This window comes from Pseudomonas sp. NFPP12 (assembly GCF_900103205.1).
GTDB classification, from domain to species: domain Bacteria; phylum Pseudomonadota; class Gammaproteobacteria; order Pseudomonadales; family Pseudomonadaceae; genus Aquipseudomonas; species Aquipseudomonas protegens.
Genome location: NZ_FMWW01000008.1, coordinates 197,084 through 216,186 on the forward strand (window position 1 = coordinate 197,084; position 19,103 = coordinate 216,186).

The window sequence follows — 19,103 nt, forward strand, 5'->3', positions numbered from 1 at the left end:
GAGCCTTAGTGCCCGCTGCTCGGCAGGGCCGGAATCGGCTCGCTGGGCGGCGGCAGGTTGCTGGCCGGTGGCGGCGTGACGGTTTGCGTGGCGGGCGCTGGCTCGCTGCTGGCTGCCGGCACTATCGGCGCCGCCTCGGCCGGAGGAGCCAGGGGTTGCGAGACCGCAGGCTCAGGCTCGGTGGCGGGTGCCGGCGCGGCCACAGGCGCAGGCTCGACCACTGGCTGCGCCTTGGGCTCGGGCTTGGCTGGCGCCTCGGGCTTGTTCTCGGGAACCCCGAGGTCGGCCTTGGGTTTCTCTTCGATATGCGCCGCCTTCTTCGCTTCCTGGGGCAGGAACAACTCCACCAGGGCGAAATAGCGGTCATAGAACTTGGCCGAGGACACGGTTTCGCTGGCCACCTTGACCATCGAATCATCGGTAGAGCCGATCGGCATCGACACCGAGCCCAGGACGCCCACGCCGAGGCTGGCCGAGTTGTTCACCTTCTTCAGCGCATAGCGGTCCTGCAGGGCGTTGGCGAACATCGTCGAACGCTGGTCGCCGCTGCCGTCCTGGGCACAAACCACGTTGAAGCTGATTTCCAGGTGGGTCTCGCCGGTCTGCTGGAAGCTCTTGTGGCCGCTGACCAGCTTCGGATCGTTGCTGGTGATGATGTAGCCCTGGCTGAGCAGGGCACGCCGCGCGGCCTCACAGGAGGCGGCATCGCTCACCGGGTAATTGCGCGAAAACGTGCCGGAATCATCGAAGCTTTCGTGCTCGTAGATGGCGGTCTTGTGCGACGAACAGCCGGCCACCGCAGACAGCAGCAACACCCCGGCCGTGGCGCGCAGATGAAATGATTTAAACATCGAGAATCCTGAGGAAAACGCTCCGGCGCGTATTGTGCAACAGATCAGCGTCCCGCAGCGCGGGTAATTGGTGCCTTAAATTTCTCATCAGTTTACTGACCACTGTTTGCCGGAAAAAGTCGCTCGCTCAAGTGCTCGATCAACACCCGCAGCTTGGCCGCTGCATGTCGGCTCGAGGGCCACAACACCCAGAAGGCACCGTTGTGCTCCAGGTATGGGTCGAGCACGGTTTGCAACTCGCCACGGCGCACCGCGGCCTGGACCATGAAGTCCGGCAGGCAGGCAATGCCCAGCCCGCTGCGCGCCGCGTGCTCCACCGCCTCGATGGAGCTGCTGGTCAGGCGAGTGGGCAGCACCGGCTCCGGCGCATCCGCTTGAACCTTGAAGGGCCAGGCCTCGAGCTTGCCGGTGTGGTGAAAGGTATGCCGCAGGCAGGAGTGACTGCGCAATTCCTGCGGGGTCTGCGGCACGCCGCGCTGCTGGAAATAGCCGGGGCTGCCCACCAGCACCATGCGAAAGCGCCCCAGCTGCCGGGCCAGCAACCGCGAGTCCTTGGGGTTGCCGGTGCGCACTACCAGGTCAAAACCCTCTTCCACCACATCCACCATGCGATCGGAGAGGTCGATATCCAGCTCGATCTGCGGATAGCGTTGCATGAACTCGGCCAGTACCGGCATCAACAACCCATGGACCTGCGGCGCGCTGACCCGCAGCTTGCCCACCGGCGCGCTGGAAGAGTCACATAGCTGGAACTCCGCCGCCTCGACTTCGGCGGCGATCCTGCGGCAGCGTTCGAGGAATCCGGCGCCTTCGGCGGTGAGGCTGATGCTGCGGGTGGTGCGATGAAACAGACGAGTCTCCAGGCGCTCCTCCAGACGGGCGATACTTTTGCCAACCGCCGAGGAAGAGACTCCCAGAAGGCGCCCCGCTTCGGTGAAGCTGCGGGTTTCCGCCACCTGCATAAACACCGGGATACTGCCGAGCCAGTCCATCGCGTCGCTCCGAAATTAAAGACACCTGTGTCCGATAAGTTCGGAACCTTAGCCTATTTTTCCGCCATGAACAGCGCCCTACCCTAGGCCCCTTACTTCCAAACCCACCCATCGGGGCCTTTCCATGAGCAATTGCGTCAATGCCTGCGAACCCTTGCAAGTACCTGCCACAACCCACGAACGCCTGCCTGTCGGCGGCCTGTTGGCCCTGGCCACTGCCGGGTTCATCACCCTGATGACCGAAACCCTGCCCGCCGGCCTGCTACCGCAGATGAGTGCCGACCTGGGCGTGTCTGCAGCGCTGATCGGCCAACTGGTGACCGTCTATGCCCTGGGCTCACTGCTGGCGGCCATTCCGCTGATCCTCTTCACCCAGGGCTGGCGGCGCCGGCCCCTGCTGCTGATCGCCATCGGCGGTTTCGCCGTGGTCAACAGCATCACGGCCCTCTCCACCGAATACAGCCTGATCCTGGTGGCGCGCTTCTTTGCCGGAGTCTTCGCCGGCTTGCTCTGGGCCCTAGTGGCAGGTTATGCCAGCCGCATGGTGGCGCCACACTTGCAGGGCCGGGCGATTACCCTGGCCATGCTCGGCGCGCCGCTGGCGCTGTCGGTGGGCATGCCCGCCGGGACCTGGCTGGGCGCCCTGCTGGGCTGGCGCATGAGTTTCGCCGTGATGACTCTGCTGACCCTGGGCCTGATCGGCTGGGTACTGGTGCAAGTGCCGGATTTCCCCGGGCTGCGGGCGCAGAAGCGCCTGTCGCTGAGTCGTGTCCTGACCCTGCCGGGGATCCGGCCGGTGCTGTTCGTGACCTTCGCCTATGTGCTGGGCCACAACATTCTCTACACCTACATCGCGCCATTTCTTAAGCCGGCCGGGCTTGGCGGGGAAATCGAGCGGGTGTTGCTGGTGTTCGGCCTGGCCGCCTTGCTGAGCATCTGGCTGGTGGGCCTGCTGATCGACCGCTGGCTGCGTGAGCTGGTACTGGCCAGCTGTCTGCTGTTTATCGGCTCGACCCTGCTGCTGGGCCTGCTCGGCGACCGGCCACTGGCAATCTATGGGGCAATCGCTATCTGGGGGCTGTCCTTTGGCGGCATGGCCACCTTGCTGCAGACTGCGCTGGCCAAGGCCGCCGGCGAGCACGCCGATACCGCGCAGTCGATGCTGGTGACCCTGTGGAACCTGGCAATCGCCGGTGGCGGCCTGGGCGGCGCGTTGCTGCTACAGGGGCCGGGCGTGGCCACCTTCCCCTGGGTGATTGCCGCCCTGTTGCTGGTGACCCTGCTGGTGGCGGTGAACGCCCGGCGCCAAGGCTTCCCTGCCCGGGCTTGAAATCCGGCTCCCGGCTCGGGTGGCCGGGGCTCCAGCACCAGGGCTCGTGAAAGAATGGCTAGCCTTGCGAAGCAGGGTTCGCCGGCAAGGCGCCCTCTACCCTCGCCCCTGCACTGGCGCGGGCTTTACGGCTGCGTACCAGCGGCCAGAACAACTCTTGCGTCCAGCTCACGTGTGCCAAGTGTTCGATGCCATAGGCAACGGGCCGGCGCCGAGTGATCTTCGCCGTACCAAACAGCACATCCCAGAGGAACAGCAGGTTGCCGAAGTTGCCCTTGTAATGGGTCACGCCATCCTCGGCGCTCAGGCCGTGGTGCGCCGAATGGGTGGACGGCGTAGAAAAAATCCGCTCCAGCAACCACATCAGCGGCCGCAGAAAACCGATGCGGTACAGCTTGTCATCCCAGGCCACACTGCTGTGAGCGGCGAAGATCACCGTCATCTTGAGAATCAGGTAACCGTAGTAGACCGGCGCCAGCCCCAGATAAATCAGCACTCCCGAGAACCAGATGCTGGGCATCAGCAGGTAATAGAAGCTGTTGTTGCGGTAGACGATGCGAATGCTCATGTAGGGCGCCGAATGGTGCGCGCGATGCAACGCGTACAGCGCCGGTACGCGGTGGGTCAAGCGGTGCCACCAGTACTGGGTCATGTCATCGAAGACCAGGAACAGCAGCAGGCCGAGTACCCAGGGGATCTGTACCAGTGCTCCCTTTGCTTCGGGCAGCGATAGCTGCATGAGCGCGCCGCTGGCCCACATCACCAGGGGAAAGGTCACACCGAGCAACAGGCTTGAGCCCACCGCCTCGATCAACACATCACGGCGCTGGCCGCGGCGTTGGCGAAAGGCCGAACAGGCGATTTCCAGGAGGATGAAAAACACAAAGATCGCCGAAACGATCAGCAGCGGGTTGTTGGTCAGCAGGTCGTGGTTCATGGCATTCTCGCTCTTATCCTTGTGGGCAACGCCCCACCATTAGAGATCAGCAAGGCAGCCCGCTCTATGCGCGAACTGGACAGAATTCCGCGAGATCCGGCCAAGGGCATGGCCCCGCGTTTCCATCGCGGGCGCCTGGGTGAAGTCCTGCAACGCTTTCTCGATGACCAGAACACCGGCCCTCAGCAGGACTACAACCTGCTGCAGCTGGAGCAGCTGTGGCGCGCCGCGGCAGCGCTGGAGCCGGCCATTGGCCTCAAGCTGTTCGAACGCTTCACCCCCCAGGACTGGCACGTGATCGCCCACGCCAGCCTGTACTGTTCGGATGTCGCCGCGTCCATGGCGTTCTGGGTGCGCTACGCGCCCTTGGGTTCGGATACCGACCGGGTACAGCTGGTGGCGGATACCCGGGGGGCCGGTGTCGAGGTTGATATCGACACATCGGCGCAACTCGGCCGCTACCTGATCGAGCACTATGGCGTCATGTCCATCACTCAGTTGCGCCGTGGCACCGGCCTTGCGGTGCAGCCGGTACTGGCCTGCTTCAGCCATCCACGCCCGGCCTATCACGCGCAGTACCATCACTGGTTCGGCGAGCGGATCGAATTCGATTGCCCGGCCAACCGCTTCTACTTCGACCCGCAAACCCTGCAACTGCCGCTGCAAACCCGCCACGCCGGCATGCTGGAACTGCTGAGCGAGGAGCTGGATCGACGGGTGGCCCTGCACCGGCGACAGAGCGGTTGGGCCGCCAAGGTGGCAGCGGCTTGTCGCCAGGCCCTGGCCGCCGGCCACTCACCAACCCTGGAAAGCCTTTGCGCGCAACTGCATCAAACCCCGCGAACGCTGCGGCGACGCCTGGACGAACAGGGGTTGAGCTTTCGCGAATTGCTCGACCAGACCCGCGCCGAGCTGGAAATGCATCTGCAACTGCAAGGCGAATCCCGGGCCCAGATTGCCCTGCAGTTGGGCTACAACGATCAGGCGGCGTACCTGCATGCACGCAAACGCTGGAAGAACGCCCTTGGCTGAGGTTTTTTCCAGCCCAAAAAAAGACCCCGGCATTGCGGCCGGGGTCTTTTCAACACTGTGGGTCAGGCATCAGTAACGCTTGATGTCCGCCTGGTTTTCCAGCTGCTTGCGGTAGGCGGCAAAGTCTTGCTGCCCTACCCGTGAGGCCAGGAAGCGACGGTATTGAGCCTTCTCTTCCTCGGTCGGAGCAGCGGCTTCGTTGACACCATTGAGCTGCAGCACCAACAGGTTGCCATTAGGCAGGGTCACGTTGGTGAAGGTCGGTTTGTCCTTGGACTCAGGCTTGGTCATGCGGAACAGCGCCTGCAGCACGGTCGGATCGATCCCTTCCTGGCCACGGGTCACGGCGTGCGCGACTTTCCAGTCCTGGCCATCCACCGGCTTGTTCAGCGCGGTCTTGCCGTCGCGCAGGCTGGCGATCAGCTCTTCAGCCTTGGTCTTGGCCGCGGCACTGGCGTGCTCTTTGGCCAATTGCGTGCGAATGGCACTGGCAACGCTTTCCAGTGGCAGTTGCTCAGGTTTGCGGTGCTCCTTGGCACGCAGCACTACCACGGTTTCCGGGTCCAGTTCGATGGCGGTGCTATTGGCACCCTCATCGAGGACTTCGGTGCTGAACGCCGCTTGTATCACCGCGCGGTTGGCTGCGATGCCGTCACCACCTTCACGGCCGAATGGCGCGGAAGTGTGGACAGTCAGCTTCAGGTCCTGGGCCGGTTGTGCCAGATCGGACGCTTCGAACGACGAGTCTTCCAGTTGCTTGGTGGCCTCGACGAAACGCTGCTCGACCTGCTGGGTCTTCAGATCCCGGGTCAGCTTGCCCTTGAGGCTGGCGAAGCTCGGCACTTCCGGCGCTTCGACACCCAGCAGCTTGATCAGGTGGAAACCGAAGCCGGTACGTACCGGCGCCGATACCTGGTCCTTGTTCAAGGCATACAGGGCTTTCTCGAAGGTTGGGTCATAGACGCCAGGACCTGCGAAACCCAGGTCGCCGCCGTTGCTGGCCGAACCCGGGTCCTGGGAGAACTCCTTGGCCAGTGCCTCGAAGCTTTCGCCCTTGGCCAGACGTGCCTGGATCTCTTCGATCTTGGCCTTGGCCTGGGCCTCATTCACCTTGTCATTGACTTCGATGAGGATGTGCGCGGCGCGGCGTTGCTCGGACAGGTTGGCAATTTCCTTCTGATACAACGCTTGCAGGTCCTCGTCCTTGACGCTGACCTGATCGAAGAAGGCGGCCTTCTTCAATTCGATGTAATCAATCACCACCTGGTCCGGAGTCATGAACTCCTTGGCGTGCTGGTCGTAGTACGCCTTGACCTCATCGTCGGTCAGCTTTACCGCTGCCGGGTCGGCCTTGATGGTCAGGGAAGCGAAGTCACGGGTCTGCTTTTCCAGACGGGCGAATGCCAGCACCTGGGCGTCGGTGACAAAACCGCTGCCTGCCAGACCGGCGCGTACCTGGCCGATCAGCATTTCCTGAGTCAGCATCTGGCGAAATTGCAGGCGGGTGTAACCCAGTTGACGGATCACCTGGTCGAAACGCTCGGGGCTGAACTTGCCATCAACCTGGAATTCCGGCGTTTGCAGAATGACCTGGTCCAGCGCACCCTCGGAGAACGCGAACTTGGAATCCTGCGCACCTTGCAGCAACAGCTTGCGGTCGATCAGCCCTTTGAGAGCAGCTTCGCGCAGCATCTTCTCGTCCAGCAGGGAGGCATCGAAGTCTTTGCCCAGCTGCTGCATCAACTGACGACGTTGCATGTCGACGGCCTGGCTCAACTCGTTCTGAGTGATTTCCTCACCGTTGACCTTGGCCGCGTCCTGATTGTGGGTAGTGGCCTTGAAAATGGCATCGAATCCCGTCAACGCCAACAGCGCGACGATAACCCCGATGATGGTTTTGGCAATCCAGCCTTGTGAATTGTCCCTGATATTCTGCAGCATGCGTCCCCCAGAAACGGTTGTACTTCAATTTGAGCAACCGTGGAGCGTGGGTAGAGTCCGGATAGAAGAAAGGCGCATCCGAGGATGCGCCTTCTCGTAACTGGCGGAGCGGACAAAGGTTAAACCCGCGACCCTCGGCGTGAACCGGTGGTAGACCGGCTGACTAGCGCCCCGCTGCCAGATCAGGCATGACCCCGACCCGGATGGGCAAAGACCCTGAAGAAACTTAGTTAACGGCTTCTTTCAGTGCTTTACCGGCTTTGAAACCTGGCTTTTTAGCAGCAGCGATTTCCAGAGTCTTACCGGTCTGTGGGTTACGACCGATACGCGCTGGACGATCAGTTACGGAGAAAGTACCGAAACCAACCAGCACCACAGAGTCACCGGCCTTCAGAGCGCCAGTAACGGATTCGATTACTGCGTCCAGCGCACGGCCAGCAGCAGCTTTCGGGAGATCAGCAGATGCAGCGATAGCATCAATCAGTTCCGACTTGTTCACTCTAAGTCCCCTTATATATCTATGAGTATGATTCTAAGTTTTTTGGTGAAAGCAAAAACGAGTGCTGAATGGCCTACAGACACTTAAGAGCCGCTTTATAACAAGGGCTCTAAAAAGCTGTCAAGGAAGCCCCCCAGGCTAATGCGTACTAATGCGTGCTAATTCTTTCCTTAGAGTCAGACTCGCGTTTTTCGTCCTTTGCGACTATCTCGGGAGCCACATCCGGCAAGGGCTCCGGCGCGTATTGCAGCGCAATTTGCAGGACTTCGTCAATCCATTTAACCGGTTTAATCTGCAGATCCTGCTTGATATTGTCAGGAATTTCTTTCAAATCGCGAACATTCTCTTCCGGAATGATCACTGTCTTGATTCCACCCCGATGAGCGGCGAGTAATTTCTCTTTCAACCCGCCGATAGCCAATACCTGACCACGCAGAGTGATCTCGCCCGTCATTGCCACATCAGCCCGCACCGGAATGCCGGTCAGCGCCGAAACCAGCGCCGTGCACATGCCTACACCCGCGCTGGGGCCGTCTTTCGGGGTCGCCCCTTCTGGCATGTGGATATGGGTGTCGCGCTTCTCGTGGAAGTCCAGGGGAATGCCCAGGCTCTTGGCCCGGCTGCGCACCACGGTCAGTGCCGCAGTGATCGACTCGACCATCACATCGCCCAGGGAGCCGGTCTTGATCAACTGGCCCTTGCCCGGAACCACAGCGGCTTCGATGGTCAGCAGTTCACCGCCCACTTGAGTCCACGCCAACCCGGTCACCTGACCGATCTGGTCTTGCTGCTCGGCCAGGCCGTAGCGGAATTTGCGCACGCCGAGGAAGTGCTCCAGCAGGTCGGAAGTGACCTTTACCGAGAAGCGCTTTTCCATCGCATGCTCTTTCACCGCCTTGCGGCAAACCTTGGCAATCTGCCGCTCCAGGCCGCGTACACCAGCCTCGCGGGTGTAGTAGCGAATGATGTCGCGGATCGCATCCGGCTCGAATTCCAGCTCGCCCTTTTTCAGGCCGTTGGCCTGGATCTGCTTGGGCGAGAGGTACTTGACCGCGATGTTGATCTTCTCGTCCTCGGTGTAGCCAGGCAGACGAATCACCTCCATCCGGTCCAGCAAGGCCGGCGGAATATTCATCGAGTTGGAGGTGCAGAGGAACATCACATCGGACAAGTCGTAATCGACTTCCAGGTAGTGATCGTTGAAATTATGGTTCTGCTCGGGGTCCAGCACCTCGAGCAATGCCGAGGCCGGATCACCGCGCATATCGCTGCCCATCTTGTCGATTTCGTCGAGCAAGAACAGTGGGTTGCGCACCCCCACTTTTGTCATCTTTTGAATCAATCTTCCTGGCATCGAACCGATATAAGTCCGACGATGACCACGAATCTCCGCCTCGTCACGCACGCCACCCAGGGCCATGCGTACGAACTTGCGGTTGGTAGCGTTGGCAATCGACTCCGCCAGGGAGGTCTTACCCACCCCAGGAGGTCCCACCAGGCACAGTACCGGGCCACGAATCTTTTTCACCCGCTTCTGTACGGCGAGGTATTCGAGAATCCGTTCCTTGACCTCTTCCAGGCCATAGTGGTCGGCATCGAGAATATCTTCGGCACGTGCCAGATCGAGACGAACCTTGCTCTGTGCCTTCCACGGCACCTGAACCAGCCAGTCGATATAAGAGCGAACCACAGTCGCCTCGGCAGACATCGGTGACATCTGCTTGAGCTTGTTCAGTTCGGCCTGGGCCTTGGTCATGGCGTCTTTTGGCAGGCCTGCGGCATCGATACGCTTTTTCAGCTCCTCGATTTCGTTATGCCCTTCGTCGCCATCACCCAGTTCTTTCTGAATGGCCTTCATCTGCTCATTCAGGTAGTACTCTCGCTGGCTGCGCTCCATTTGCTTCTTGACGCGACCACGGATGCGCTTTTCCACTTGCAGCAGATCGATCTCGGCGTCCAGCAATGCCAGGACATGCTCGACCCGAGCGGACAGATCGATGATCTCGAGGATTTCCTGCTTCTGCTCGATCTTCAACGCCATGTGCGCAGCCATGGTATCCACCAGGCGGCTTGGCTCATCGATGCTATTGAGGGACGACAGCACCTCGGCAGGGACTTTCTTGCCCAATTGCACGTACTGTTCGAACTGGGACAGCAGACTGCGAACAAACACTTCCGACTCACGGTCAGGAGCATCGACTTCGTCAATCAGGGAGACTTCGGCACGGCAATGGCCATCAACTTCGCTGAAGCGCTCAACAGCACCACGCTGTTCGCCTTCAACCAATACCTTGACGGTGCCATCAGGCAATTTGAGCAACTGCAAGACAGTCGCAATGGTACCTACGCGATAGAGTGCATCTTCACCGGGATCGTCATCAGCAGGGTTTCTCTGCGCCAGCAAGAGAATCTGCTTGTCGCCCGTCATCGCTGCCTCGAGGGCTTCGATCGACTTCTCGCGCCCCACGAACAGCGGGATAACCATGTGCGGATAAACCACAACATCACGCAATGGCAGGAGAGGCAATTCGATGGTTGTCTTCATGATTTCGCCTCTACGGCGGCCGTAAGGCCGTAAACAGATGGAAGTAAGCTTGAAACCAAGATGGGGGCTGCCTGGAAAAAAAACAAGCTCAAAGACAGCACTTTAAGGCGCTAAAAACAAAGGGGCCCGAAGGCCCCTTCTTTCATTCCAACAGCGCGACGCTTACGCGTCTGGCGCCGCCTTGGCCGTCGGCTCACTGTTCTCATAGATGTACAGTGGCTGGGACTTGCCTTCAATGACGCTTTCGTCGATCACTACTTTACTCACCTCGGACTGCGAGGGGATTTCATACATAGTGTCGAGCAGAACACCTTCAAGAATGGAGCGCAGGCCACGAGCACCAGTCTTGCGTTCAAGGGCTCGCTTGGCGACGGACTTCAAGGCATCGGTACGGAACTCCAGGTCAACACCTTCCATCTCGAACAACTTGGCGTACTGCTTGGTCAAGGCGTTCTTCGGTTCGGTGAGGATCTGAATCAATGCCGCTTCGTCCAACTCGTCCAAAGTAGCCAGAACTGGCAGACGACCGACGAACTCCGGGATCAGACCGAACTTGACCAGATCGTCAGGTTCGACTTCACGCAGGGATTCACCGACTTTCTTGCCTTCTTCCTTGCTGCGAACTTCTGCGTTGAAACCGATGCCGCCCTTGGTGGAACGGTTTTGAATAACCTTTTCCAGACCGGAGAACGCACCACCACAGATGAACAGGATGTTACGGGTATCGACCTGCAGGAACTCCTGCTGCGGATGCTTGCGACCACCTTGCGGCGGAACAGAGGCAACCGTGCCTTCAATCAACTTCAACAGGGCTTGCTGAACGCCTTCGCCGGAAACGTCCCGGGTAATCGAAGGGTTGTCAGACTTGCGGGAAATCTTGTCGATTTCATCGATGTAGACAATGCCCATCTGGGCCTTCTCTACGTCGTAGTCGCACTTCTGCAGCAACTTCTGAATGATGTTCTCGACGTCTTCCCCCACATAACCGGCTTCGGTCAGGGTAGTGGCATCGGCGATGGTGAAAGGTACATTCAACAGGCGAGCCAGGGTTTCGGCCAACAGCGTCTTACCCGAACCTGTAGGGCCGATCAGCAAGATGTTGCTCTTGCCAAGCTCGACGTCGTCACTCTTCTTGTCACGCTGGTTCAGACGCTTGTAGTGGTTGTACACCGCTACTGCTAGAACCTTTTTTGCACGCTCCTGACCAATCACGTACTGATCAAGGATGCCGCTGATTTCTTTAGGCGAAGGCAATTTATGCGCGCTGCTCTCGGCCTGTGCTTCCTGCACCTCCTCACGGATGATGTCATTGCACAGGTCGACGCACTCGTCGCAGATAAAGACCGAGGGGCCGGCAATCAATTTGCGCACTTCATGCTGGCTTTTGCCACAGAAGGAGCAATAAAGCAGTTTGCCGTTGTCCTCGCCGTTGCGGGTGTCAGTCATTCGTTCGATCCAAATCCGATAGGCTTGCAACACAAGATGAAGGCTATTGCGGGCTTTTTCAAGCCCGCCACTGATCGGAACAACCGACCATGCCTATTTTGAGCTGCTTATTTTAAGCGGGGCGCTGGTTGATGACTTCGTCGATCAACCCGTACTCACGCGCAGCTTCGGCACTCATGAAGTTATCGCGATTGGTATCGCGCTCGATTTCTTCCAGGGTGCGCCCGCTATGCTTGGCCATCAGCGTGTTGAGACGCTCACGGATGAAGAGGATTTCCTTGGCATGGATTTCAATATCCGACGCCTGGCCCTGGAAACCGCCCAGTGGCTGGTGAATCATCACTCGGGAGTTTGGCAGACAGAAACGCTTGCCTGGAGCACCGGCTGTCAGCAAGAACGCGCCCATGCTGCATGCCTGGCCAATACACGTGGTTGAAACGTTAGGCTTGATGAACTGCATGGTGTCGTAGATCGACATGCCAGCTGTCACCGAACCGCCCGGGGAGTTGATATAGAGATGGATGTCCTTGTCCGGGTTTTCCGCTTCAAGGAACAGCAGTTGCGCACAGATCAGGTTGGCCATGTAGTCCTCTACAGGGCCCACCAGAAAGATCACTCGCTCCTTGAGGAGGCGCGAGTAGATGTCGTAGGCGCGCTCGCCACGAGCGGACTGCTCGACAACCATCGGGACCAGGCCGCCTGCGGCCTGGATATCAGAGTTCTGCTGAATATACGAATTACGGAACATGCTCTGCAGTCACTCCCAAATAGTCACGTCTTGAATACGCATAAGCCAGCGCGAAGGCTGGCTTATGGTGTGTGCTTCGAACGAGAAGAAAATCAGTCGGCTTGAGGTGCTTCTACCGGCTTGACCGCTTCTTCGTAGGAGACCGATTTGTCGGTCACGCTAGCTTTCTGCAGAACAGTATCCACAACTTGTTCTTCCAGCACAACCGAACGAACTTCGTTCAATTGCTGCTCGTTCTTGTAGTACCAGGACACGACCTGCTCAGGCTCCTGATAAGCCGAAGCCATTTCCTGGATCAGCTCGCGAACGCGGTCTTCATCAGGCTTCAGATCGAACTGCTTAACAACCTCGGCAACGATCAAACCCAGTACCACGCGACGCTTGGCCTGCTCTTCGAACAGCTCGGCTGGCAGTTGATCCGGCTTGATATTGCCACCGAATTGCTGGACAGCTTGAACGCGCAGACGGTTAACTTCGTTGTCCAGCAGCGCCTTCGGCACTTCGATCGGGTTGGAGGCCAGCAGACCGTCCATGACCTGATTCTTCACTTTGGACTTGATGGCCTGACGCAGTTCGCGCTCCATGTTCTTGCGAACTTCGGCGCGGAAGCCTTCCAGACCTGCTTCCTTGATACCGAACTGAGCGAAGAACTCCTCGGTCAGCTCTGGCAGCTTAGGCTCGGAAACGCTGTTGACAGTCACAGTGAACTCGGCGGCCTTGTTGGCCAGATCCAGGTTCTGATAGTTCTCAGGGAAGGTCAGATTCAGGACGCGCTCTTCACCCGCCTTGGCGCCTACCAGGCCTTCTTCGAAGCCAGGAATCATGCGACCCGAGCCCAGCACCAGCTGGGTACCCTTGGCCGAACCACCGGCGAAGACTTCACCGTCGACCTTGCCAACGAAATCGATGTTCAGTTGATCGTCGTTCTGCGCAGCACGATCGGCCACTTCAAAACGCACGTTCTGCTTACGCAGGATTTCCAGCATGTTATCCAGGTCGGCATCAGCCACATCAGCGCTCAGGCGCTCAACGGCGATGTTTTCGAAGCCGGCAACAGTGAACTCTGGGAACACTTCAAAAGTGGCAACGTACTCCAGGTCCTTGCCCTTCTCCAGCACTTTAGGCTCGACCGAAGGAGCGCCGGCAGGGTTCAGTTTCTGCTCGACAACGGCTTCATAGAAGGAAGCCTGGATCACATCACCTACTGCTTCTTGACGCGCATCAGCCTCATAACGCTGACGGATCACGCTCATTGGAACCTTGCCAGGACGGAAGCCTGGAATCTTGGCCTTTTGGGCAGTCTGCTGCAGACGCTTGTTGACCTGGCTCTCGATGCGCTCAGCCGGCACGGTGATGCTCATGCGGCGCTCAAGAGCAGAAGTATTTTCAACAGAAACTTGCATGGATATTCCTCGTTGCACAGACGTTAGCCGGCCGTTTTCCGACCCCAGAATCAAGGGCATGCATTCTAGAGGGTCAAACTCAAGAAGTCACCCTACTGAAAACGGGTAAAAAACCGCCGGCAATGTGAAGGCGGGGACAAAGGATTGAGCCTCGCCATGAGAGCAAATATTGCGAACCAAACCAGGGCCTCTACTTCAACCCTTCTATATATAGAAGGAGTCGTTCAGCACACCCCTGAAAAACGCCAGCCAATAGCTGAAACCCGGAACCTTCAACGACCAAAGGACAACATTCTGCCACTCAACCGGCTCATCGGATGCAGCCACTTAGAGGTATCGAATCCAGAAACGAAAACGGCGCAGCCCTTTTCAGGTGCTGCGCCGTTATCTGCTATTAACTAGCTACTTTATTGGTGCGGACGAAGAGACTCGAACTCTTACACCTTGCGGCGCTGGAACCTAAATCCAGTGTGTCTACCAATTCCACCACGTCCGCGTAACAAGCTTTTAAAGCAAAGGCGCCAGACTATTAATCTGGCGCCTTCTTCGAATATGGGGTGGACGATGGGGATCGAACCCACGACAACAGGAGTCACAATCCTGTGCTCTACCAACTGAGCTACGCCCACCATATTGCGTTACTTGTGCCAAAGCTGCCTAATGGCGCACCCGGCAGGACTCGAACCTGCGACCATCCGCTTAGAAGGCGGATGCTCTATCCAGCTGAGCTACGGGCGCCTTATTAATCTGTATTCTTTAACGATTACAAACTAATTGCTTTCAGTCGTTACGAGTTAAACATCAACTCTGCCCGACCTTCTTAACCAGTGCTAGGCTGTGCCCGACAAGTGCGACGAATGTTATAGACGGTCCGTTAGGTCGTCAACTCTTTTTTGAAAAAAATTCATTTAATTAAAGGGCTTAGGGGAATTTGCAGACCAAGCGCCTTTGCCCTCACGTTCCGACATGCGAGAATGCGTTCTCTTTTTCTCACCCTCTCGATGGTTAATCACGCGTCATGACTGCACAACTAATCGACGGCAAGGCGATCGCCGCTAGCCTGCGCCAGCAGATCGCCAAACGCGTCGCCGAGCGTCGCCAGCAAGGCCTGCGTACTCCAGGCCTCGCGGTGATTCTGGTCGGCAGCGACCCGGCCTCTCAAGTTTATGTCTCGCACAAGCGTAAAGACTGCGAAGAGGTCGGCTTCCTTTCCCAAGCCTATGACTTGCCCGCCAACACCACTCAAGAGGACCTGGCCGGCTTGATCGACCGCCTCAACGAAGACCCGAACATCGACGGCGTCCTGCTGCAGTTGCCGCTTCCCGAGCACCTGGACGCTTCTCTATTACTGGAGCGTATTCGCCCGGACAAAGACGTGGACGGTTTCCATCCTTATAACGTCGGTCGCCTGGCACAGCGCATTCCACTGCTGCGCCCTTGCACCCCCAAGGGCATCATGACCCTTCTGGAAAGCACCGGTGCCGATCTGTACGGCATGGATGCAGTGGTTGTCGGCGCTTCCAATATCGTTGGTCGCCCGATGGCCATGGAGTTGCTGCTGGCCGGTTGCACCGTGACCGTGACCCACCGCTTCACCAAGGATCTGGCTGGTCATGTCGGCCGTGCCGACCTGGTAGTCGTAGCCGCCGGCAAGCCAGGCCTGGTCAAGGGCGAGTGGATCAAGGAAGGCGCAATCGTCATCGACGTTGGCATCAATCGCCAGGACGACGGCAAGCTGGTGGGTGATGTGGTGTATGAAACCGCCCTGCCCCGCGCCGGCTGGATCACTCCAGTACCTGGTGGCGTCGGCCCCATGACCCGCGCCTGCCTGCTGGAAAACACGCTGTACGCCGCTGAATCGCTGCACAGCTGAGTTTGCTGCCCCGCAACAGAAAACCCGCCAATGGCGGGTTTTTTTATTCTGAAATTAAAGGCCGCCAGGGGTCTTTATCACCCCTGACTCTTAGCCCACGCCCATTACTGCGCAAAGCCCTACCGTTCAGGAAAAAAACGTGTTTTTTCTTTATTTTTAAGGGCTTTCGGCTGACCGTGGAAGAACAATCGACAGTTCTTCAGCCATACTCATAAAATGTAACGTTTTTCCCAGAAAGCCCGTTACCCAACGGCATATCCATTCTTTATCGAGTCCGCCCGCGTGAAAATTCGTCTCTCCATTCTCAGCTTGTTGTTTGCTGTGTCCGGCACACTGATCGCGCACAGCGTCGACGCCAGCGAAACCACCGCGGCGCCAAGAGACACTTCACAATTGCATATCGCGTCCGGCAGCGCCCTGCTGCTGGATCTGCAGACCAACAAAGTCATCTATTCCAGCAACCCGGACGTGATAGTCCCCATCGCCTCGGTGACCAAGCTGATGACCGCCATGGTGGTCCTGGACGCCAAGCTGCCCCTGGACGAATACATCTCCATGAACATCAGCGATACACCGGAAATGAAAGGGGTGTTCTCCCGGGTCAAGCTCAACAGTGAGCTGAGCCGCCGGGACACCCTGCTGATCGCCCTGATGTCTTCGGAAAACCGTGCTGCCGCCAGCCTGGCCCATCACTATCCGGGCGGCTACGCGGCGTTCATCGCAGCAATGAACGCCAAGGCCAAGTCCCTGGGCATGACCCACACCCGCTACGTGGAACCTACAGGCCTGTCGATCCACAACGTTTCCACTGCCCGTGACCTGAGCAAGTTGCTGGTGGCTTCGCGCAAGTACCCGCTGCTCAGCGAACTGAGTACCACCAAGGAAAAGACCGTAGCCTTTCGCAAGCCCAACTACACCCTGGGCTTCCGTAATACCGACCATCTGGTGAACAAGGAAAAATGGGACATCAAGATCACCAAGACCGGCTTTACCAACCAGGCCGGCCACTGCCTGGTGCTGGTCACCAGCATGGGTAATCGCCCGGTAGCGCTGGTGATTCTCGATGCCTTCGGCAAATACACCCACTTCGCCGATGCCAGCCGCATCCGCAATTGGGTCGAAACCGGTAAGAGCGGCTCGGTACCGGACGTCGCCCTGCGCTACAAAGCGGACAAGAACCTGAAGAACCGTCAGGTCGCCGCTCCCCAGGCCTCACACTGATACCCGGCAAAAAACAACGGCGCCCTCAGGCGCCGTTGTTGTCTGTAGCACACTCAATGACTGTCCAGTGCCTTGCTCGCCCGGGCTGCCGCCTGCTCCTGGCCGGCCTGGGCCAATTCATTGACGGCTTTCAACCAACGCTGGCGATCCACCTTGGCCGGCAACTGGTTGGGGGCCTGGATCAATACCGCAAAGCTGCCGGCACTCTTCCAGGATGACTCGAACTCGCTGAAGCTCATCAGTTGCCGACGGCTTTTCGCCCCACGCAACAGCACTGTCTGCTTGTCGCGGTTGTAGCCGGCCAGCACGGCATAGCGCGGCTCAGCCCAGAATGTCGAACCCTCGGTAAAGCGCACCAGCACCGGGTAACCCGCCGCCACCTGCGTCAGCAACGCCGACAATTGGTTATCCAGGGGATAGACGACCATGCCGTATTCACGCGCCAGGTTCTGCATGTTCTGCTGCAACTGCGCCTCGGCACCCGGCAGATGCAATGGCTTGTCCAGCAGACCGGGCGTGATCACCACGCCCTGCTGCGACAGCATGCTGGCCAGTGCACCTGGGCCGCTCTGGTACATCTGGCCACGGAAAGACGGCACACTGTTGAGCTCGACACGTTCCGGCAGGCGCTGGATGTCAGGCTGCACGCTACCGGCACAACCGGCCAGGGCCAAGACACAGGCGCTGGCCAGCAGCGCCACTCGAAACCGAGGAAATACCCGCACCATCTTTGCTCTCTATTCAGACACCGGGCGACCCGCCTCCGGCTGGGGCCCTGATAATAGGGCGCCCGCAGGCAAGGGTATAGCGCTAGGCGCCAGTTAATTGAAAACCATAGAGCGAAGTGTTCGAAGACTCTCGACTATTGGTCAATAGCTTGAAACACACAGGCTACTAGACTGTCGATTGTTAAGAGTGTGTGCCCCGCACGGGGCATAAAGGAGGCACTTATGAGCCTGACAACGACCATCCTGATGCTGATCCTCGGCTGGCTGGCGGTAGCCGCCGCTATGCTCTGGGGCGTGCTGCGCATCACCCGCCGCCACCATCATCAGCCCCGGCAAGCAGCCACCGCCATCAAGGCTGGAAAGAGCGCCCGACGTCCTGCCGCTGCCCACTGATCAAGGTTTCCCCTACCCCTGAAACAAAGCGGCCGCCTGACTCCAAGGAGTACAGGCGGCCGCCAGTCATGGCTGCGGATCAAGCGTCGCTATGGGCCGCCTGACGCTTCTGCCGGGCCCGGCGGGCCAGCATGTTGAGACTCTCAATGGCCGCCGAGAAGGCCATCGCCGCATACACATAGCCCTTGGGCACATGGGCGCCGAAACCTTCGGCGATCAGGGTCATGCCGATCATGATCAAGAAGCCCAGGGCCAGCATCACCACGGTCGGGTTGTCATTGATGAACTTGGCCAGCGGTTCGGCCGCCAGCAGCATCACCAGCACCGACACCACCACGGCAATGATCATGATCGGCAAATGCTCGGTCATGCCGACTGCAGTAATGATGCTGTCGATGGAGAACACCATGTCCAGCAACAGGATCTGACCGATCGCTGCCGCAAAGCCGATAGCCACGCCCGGAGTCTCGTTCTTGGCCTGCTCAGGTTCAGGGTCCATGCTGTGGTGGATTTCCGTGGTGGCTTTCCACACCAGGAACAGGCCACCGGCAATCAGGATCATGTCCTTCCAGGAGAAACTCTGCCCCATCACTTCAATCACCGGCTCAGTGAGCTGGACGATAAACGCAATGGTACTGAGCAGTGCCAGGCGCAGGATCAAGGCCATGCCGATACCGATGCGCCGTGCCTTGGCCCGGTGCTTTTGCGGCAACTTGTTGGTGAGGATGGAGATAAAGATCAGGTTATCGATGCCAAGCACGATCTCCATCACCACCAGAGTGGCCAGGGCGACCCAGGCGGTGGGGCTTGCAGCGAGCTGTAAAAGGTAATCCATGGGTCAATCCTGACTCGGTTGTATGAAAGATCAGATTTCCTGGGAAGCAGGCGCTGGTTTCTTCTCGCTGTCGTCCTCTGGCTTTTCCTTGCCGGTCACGCTCTGTGTCGCATCGCTGAGCGCCTGTTCTGCCGCTTTGTGGGTATCGTCGATGGCCTGCTTGGCCGACTCCGCCGCCTTGCCCAGCATCTGCTGCGCGCTTTTTTCCGCCTGGTCACAACCCGCCAGGGTCAGCATAGACAGGGCCAGCAGCGACGCTGCGCCCAAGGTTTTGAAAGACATACCGTATTCCTCGATAGAACGGACGGGACCAAGTAGGGCCCCGGCGA

General features: G+C 58.8%; 17 protein-coding genes and 3 tRNA genes. 5 read left to right on the forward strand and 15 right to left on the reverse strand.

All coding sequences use genetic code 11. The features are described from left to right. Positions 1 to 5: 5 nt before the first annotated feature. Positions 6 to 851, reverse strand: a complete 846-nt coding sequence (locus BLS75_RS30195; RefSeq protein ID WP_011062265.1) for a DUF2242 domain-containing protein — start codon at positions 849 to 851, stop codon at positions 6 to 8. A gap of 92 nt (positions 852 to 943) precedes the next feature. Beyond that, a complete protein-coding gene (locus tag BLS75_RS30200; protein ID WP_011062266.1) occupies positions 944 to 1,843 on the reverse strand; it encodes a LysR family transcriptional regulator in 900 nt (299 codons plus the stop codon). Positions 1,844 to 1,967: 124 nt separating this feature from the next. Here BLS75_RS30200 and BLS75_RS30205 point away from each other — a divergent pair, with 124 nt between their 5' ends. Next, entirely contained in the window at positions 1,968 to 3,173 is a 1,206-nt protein-coding gene (locus tag BLS75_RS30205) for an MFS transporter (RefSeq protein ID WP_072452667.1), read from the forward strand. Positions 3,174 to 3,231: 58 nt separating this feature from the next. Here the strand turns inward: BLS75_RS30205 and BLS75_RS30210 are convergent, their stop codons facing one another. After that, positions 3,232 to 4,110 (reverse strand): sterol desaturase family protein, encoded by an 879-nt coding sequence (locus BLS75_RS30210; RefSeq protein ID WP_072452665.1) that lies wholly within the window; start codon positions 4,108 to 4,110, stop codon positions 3,232 to 3,234. Positions 4,111 to 4,176: 66 nt separating this feature from the next. Between BLS75_RS30210 and BLS75_RS30215 the strand changes: the two genes are divergently transcribed. Further along, a complete protein-coding gene (locus tag BLS75_RS30215; protein WP_072452663.1) occupies positions 4,177 to 5,142 on the forward strand; it encodes an AraC family transcriptional regulator ligand-binding domain-containing protein in 966 nt (321 codons plus the stop codon). 69 nt (positions 5,143 to 5,211) lie between these two features. Here the strand turns inward: BLS75_RS30215 and BLS75_RS30220 are convergent, their stop codons facing one another. From BLS75_RS30220 to BLS75_RS30260, 9 genes are all read right to left on the reverse strand, one after another. Then, the gene (locus BLS75_RS30220) at positions 5,212 to 7,083 is read right to left on the reverse strand and encodes a SurA N-terminal domain-containing protein (RefSeq protein ID WP_072452661.1); all 1,872 of its coding nucleotides are present in this window, start codon (positions 7,081 to 7,083) and stop codon (positions 5,212 to 5,214) included. 226 nt (positions 7,084 to 7,309) lie between these two features. Then, a complete protein-coding gene (locus tag BLS75_RS30225) occupies positions 7,310 to 7,582 on the reverse strand; it encodes an HU family DNA-binding protein (protein WP_011062271.1) in 273 nt (90 codons plus the stop codon). A 148-nt stretch (positions 7,583 to 7,730) separates the two neighbouring features. Further along, on the reverse strand, positions 7,731 to 10,127 hold the full coding sequence (lon, locus tag BLS75_RS30230) for an endopeptidase La (protein WP_011062272.1): 2,397 nt from the start codon (positions 10,125 to 10,127) through the stop codon (positions 7,731 to 7,733). Between the two features lie 162 nt (positions 10,128 to 10,289). After that, entirely contained in the window at positions 10,290 to 11,573 is a 1,284-nt protein-coding gene (gene clpX / locus BLS75_RS30235) for an ATP-dependent Clp protease ATP-binding subunit ClpX (RefSeq protein WP_011062273.1), read from the reverse strand. A 112-nt stretch (positions 11,574 to 11,685) separates the two neighbouring features. Beyond that, positions 11,686 to 12,321, reverse strand: coding sequence for an ATP-dependent Clp endopeptidase proteolytic subunit ClpP (clpP, locus tag BLS75_RS30240; RefSeq protein WP_011062274.1), 636 nt, complete (start codon positions 12,319 to 12,321; stop codon positions 11,686 to 11,688). A gap of 92 nt (positions 12,322 to 12,413) precedes the next feature. Next, positions 12,414 to 13,724, reverse strand: coding sequence for a trigger factor (gene tig / locus BLS75_RS30245; protein WP_011062275.1), 1,311 nt, complete (start codon positions 13,722 to 13,724; stop codon positions 12,414 to 12,416). Between the two features lie 411 nt (positions 13,725 to 14,135). Beyond that, positions 14,136 to 14,220: transfer RNA gene (locus BLS75_RS30250), tRNA-Leu, on the reverse strand. A 57-nt stretch (positions 14,221 to 14,277) separates the two neighbouring features. Further along, positions 14,278 to 14,353: transfer RNA gene (locus BLS75_RS30255), tRNA-His, on the reverse strand. 32 nt (positions 14,354 to 14,385) lie between these two features. After that, a tRNA-Arg gene (locus BLS75_RS30260) sits at positions 14,386 to 14,462 on the reverse strand. Between the two features lie 280 nt (positions 14,463 to 14,742). Between BLS75_RS30260 and folD the strand changes: the two genes are divergently transcribed. After that, positions 14,743 to 15,597: a bifunctional methylenetetrahydrofolate dehydrogenase/methenyltetrahydrofolate cyclohydrolase FolD gene (gene folD, locus BLS75_RS30265; protein ID WP_072452659.1), complete on the forward strand. Its 855-nt coding sequence runs from the start codon at positions 14,743 to 14,745 to the stop codon at positions 15,595 to 15,597. A 282-nt stretch (positions 15,598 to 15,879) separates the two neighbouring features. Continuing rightward, positions 15,880 to 16,818 carry a D-alanyl-D-alanine endopeptidase gene (gene pbpG, locus BLS75_RS30270; protein WP_011062277.1) on the forward strand — a complete coding sequence of 313 codons (939 nt, stop codon included), beginning with the start codon at positions 15,880 to 15,882 and terminating at the stop codon, positions 16,816 to 16,818. Positions 16,819 to 16,871: 53 nt separating this feature from the next. On the opposite strand, the gene BLS75_RS30275 is transcribed toward pbpG, so the two are convergent. Further along, positions 16,872 to 17,546 (reverse strand): peptidase C39 family protein, encoded by a 675-nt coding sequence (locus BLS75_RS30275; protein WP_011062278.1) that lies wholly within the window; start codon positions 17,544 to 17,546, stop codon positions 16,872 to 16,874. 222 nt (positions 17,547 to 17,768) lie between these two features. On the opposite strand from BLS75_RS30275, the gene BLS75_RS32460 reads away from it, so the two are divergent. Beyond that, positions 17,769 to 17,939, forward strand: a complete 171-nt coding sequence (locus BLS75_RS32460) for a hypothetical protein (protein WP_176876783.1) — start codon at positions 17,769 to 17,771, stop codon at positions 17,937 to 17,939. A gap of 79 nt (positions 17,940 to 18,018) precedes the next feature. Here BLS75_RS32460 and BLS75_RS30280 read toward each other — a convergent pair whose 3' ends face one another. After that, positions 18,019 to 18,774, reverse strand: coding sequence for a TerC family protein (locus BLS75_RS30280; RefSeq protein WP_011062280.1), 756 nt, complete (start codon positions 18,772 to 18,774; stop codon positions 18,019 to 18,021). 30 nt (positions 18,775 to 18,804) lie between these two features. Further along, complete coding sequence (locus tag BLS75_RS30285; protein ID WP_011062281.1) at positions 18,805 to 19,056, reverse strand: hypothetical protein; 252 nt, start codon at positions 19,054 to 19,056, stop codon at positions 18,805 to 18,807. Positions 19,057 to 19,103: the final 47 nt, after the last annotated feature.

What these genes read in the sequence shown, in the direction of transcription:
- tig (WP_011062275.1), bottom strand. Translation starts at nt 13,724, where the DNA reads ATGCAAGTTTCTGTTGAAAATACTTCTGCTCTTGAGCGCCGCATGAGC.
- BLS75_RS30275 (WP_011062278.1), bottom strand. Translation starts at nt 17,546, where the DNA reads ATGGTGCGGGTATTTCCTCGGTTTCGAGTGGCGCTGCTGGCCAGCGCC.
- folD (WP_072452659.1), top strand. Translation starts at nt 14,743, where the DNA reads ATGACTGCACAACTAATCGACGGCAAGGCGATCGCCGCTAGCCTGCGC.
- BLS75_RS30280 (WP_011062280.1), bottom strand. Translation starts at nt 18,774, where the DNA reads ATGGATTACCTTTTACAGCTCGCTGCAAGCCCCACCGCCTGGGTCGCC.
- BLS75_RS30205 (WP_072452667.1), top strand. Translation starts at nt 1,968, where the DNA reads ATGAGCAATTGCGTCAATGCCTGCGAACCCTTGCAAGTACCTGCCACA.
- BLS75_RS30285 (WP_011062281.1), bottom strand. Translation starts at nt 19,056, where the DNA reads ATGTCTTTCAAAACCTTGGGCGCAGCGTCGCTGCTGGCCCTGTCTATG.
- clpP (WP_011062274.1), bottom strand. Translation starts at nt 12,321, where the DNA reads ATGTTCCGTAATTCGTATATTCAGCAGAACTCTGATATCCAGGCCGCA.
- BLS75_RS30215 (WP_072452663.1), top strand. Translation starts at nt 4,177, where the DNA reads ATGCGCGAACTGGACAGAATTCCGCGAGATCCGGCCAAGGGCATGGCC.
- BLS75_RS30210 (WP_072452665.1), bottom strand. Translation starts at nt 4,110, where the DNA reads ATGAACCACGACCTGCTGACCAACAACCCGCTGCTGATCGTTTCGGCG.
- BLS75_RS30195 (WP_011062265.1), bottom strand. Translation starts at nt 851, where the DNA reads ATGTTTAAATCATTTCATCTGCGCGCCACGGCCGGGGTGTTGCTGCTG.
- BLS75_RS30200 (WP_011062266.1), bottom strand. Translation starts at nt 1,843, where the DNA reads ATGGACTGGCTCGGCAGTATCCCGGTGTTTATGCAGGTGGCGGAAACC.
- BLS75_RS32460 (WP_176876783.1), top strand. Translation starts at nt 17,769, where the DNA reads ATGAGCCTGACAACGACCATCCTGATGCTGATCCTCGGCTGGCTGGCG.
- BLS75_RS30220 (WP_072452661.1), bottom strand. Translation starts at nt 7,083, where the DNA reads ATGCTGCAGAATATCAGGGACAATTCACAAGGCTGGATTGCCAAAACC.
- lon (WP_011062272.1), bottom strand. Translation starts at nt 10,127, where the DNA reads ATGAAGACAACCATCGAATTGCCTCTCCTGCCATTGCGTGATGTTGTG.
- clpX (WP_011062273.1), bottom strand. Translation starts at nt 11,573, where the DNA reads ATGACTGACACCCGCAACGGCGAGGACAACGGCAAACTGCTTTATTGC.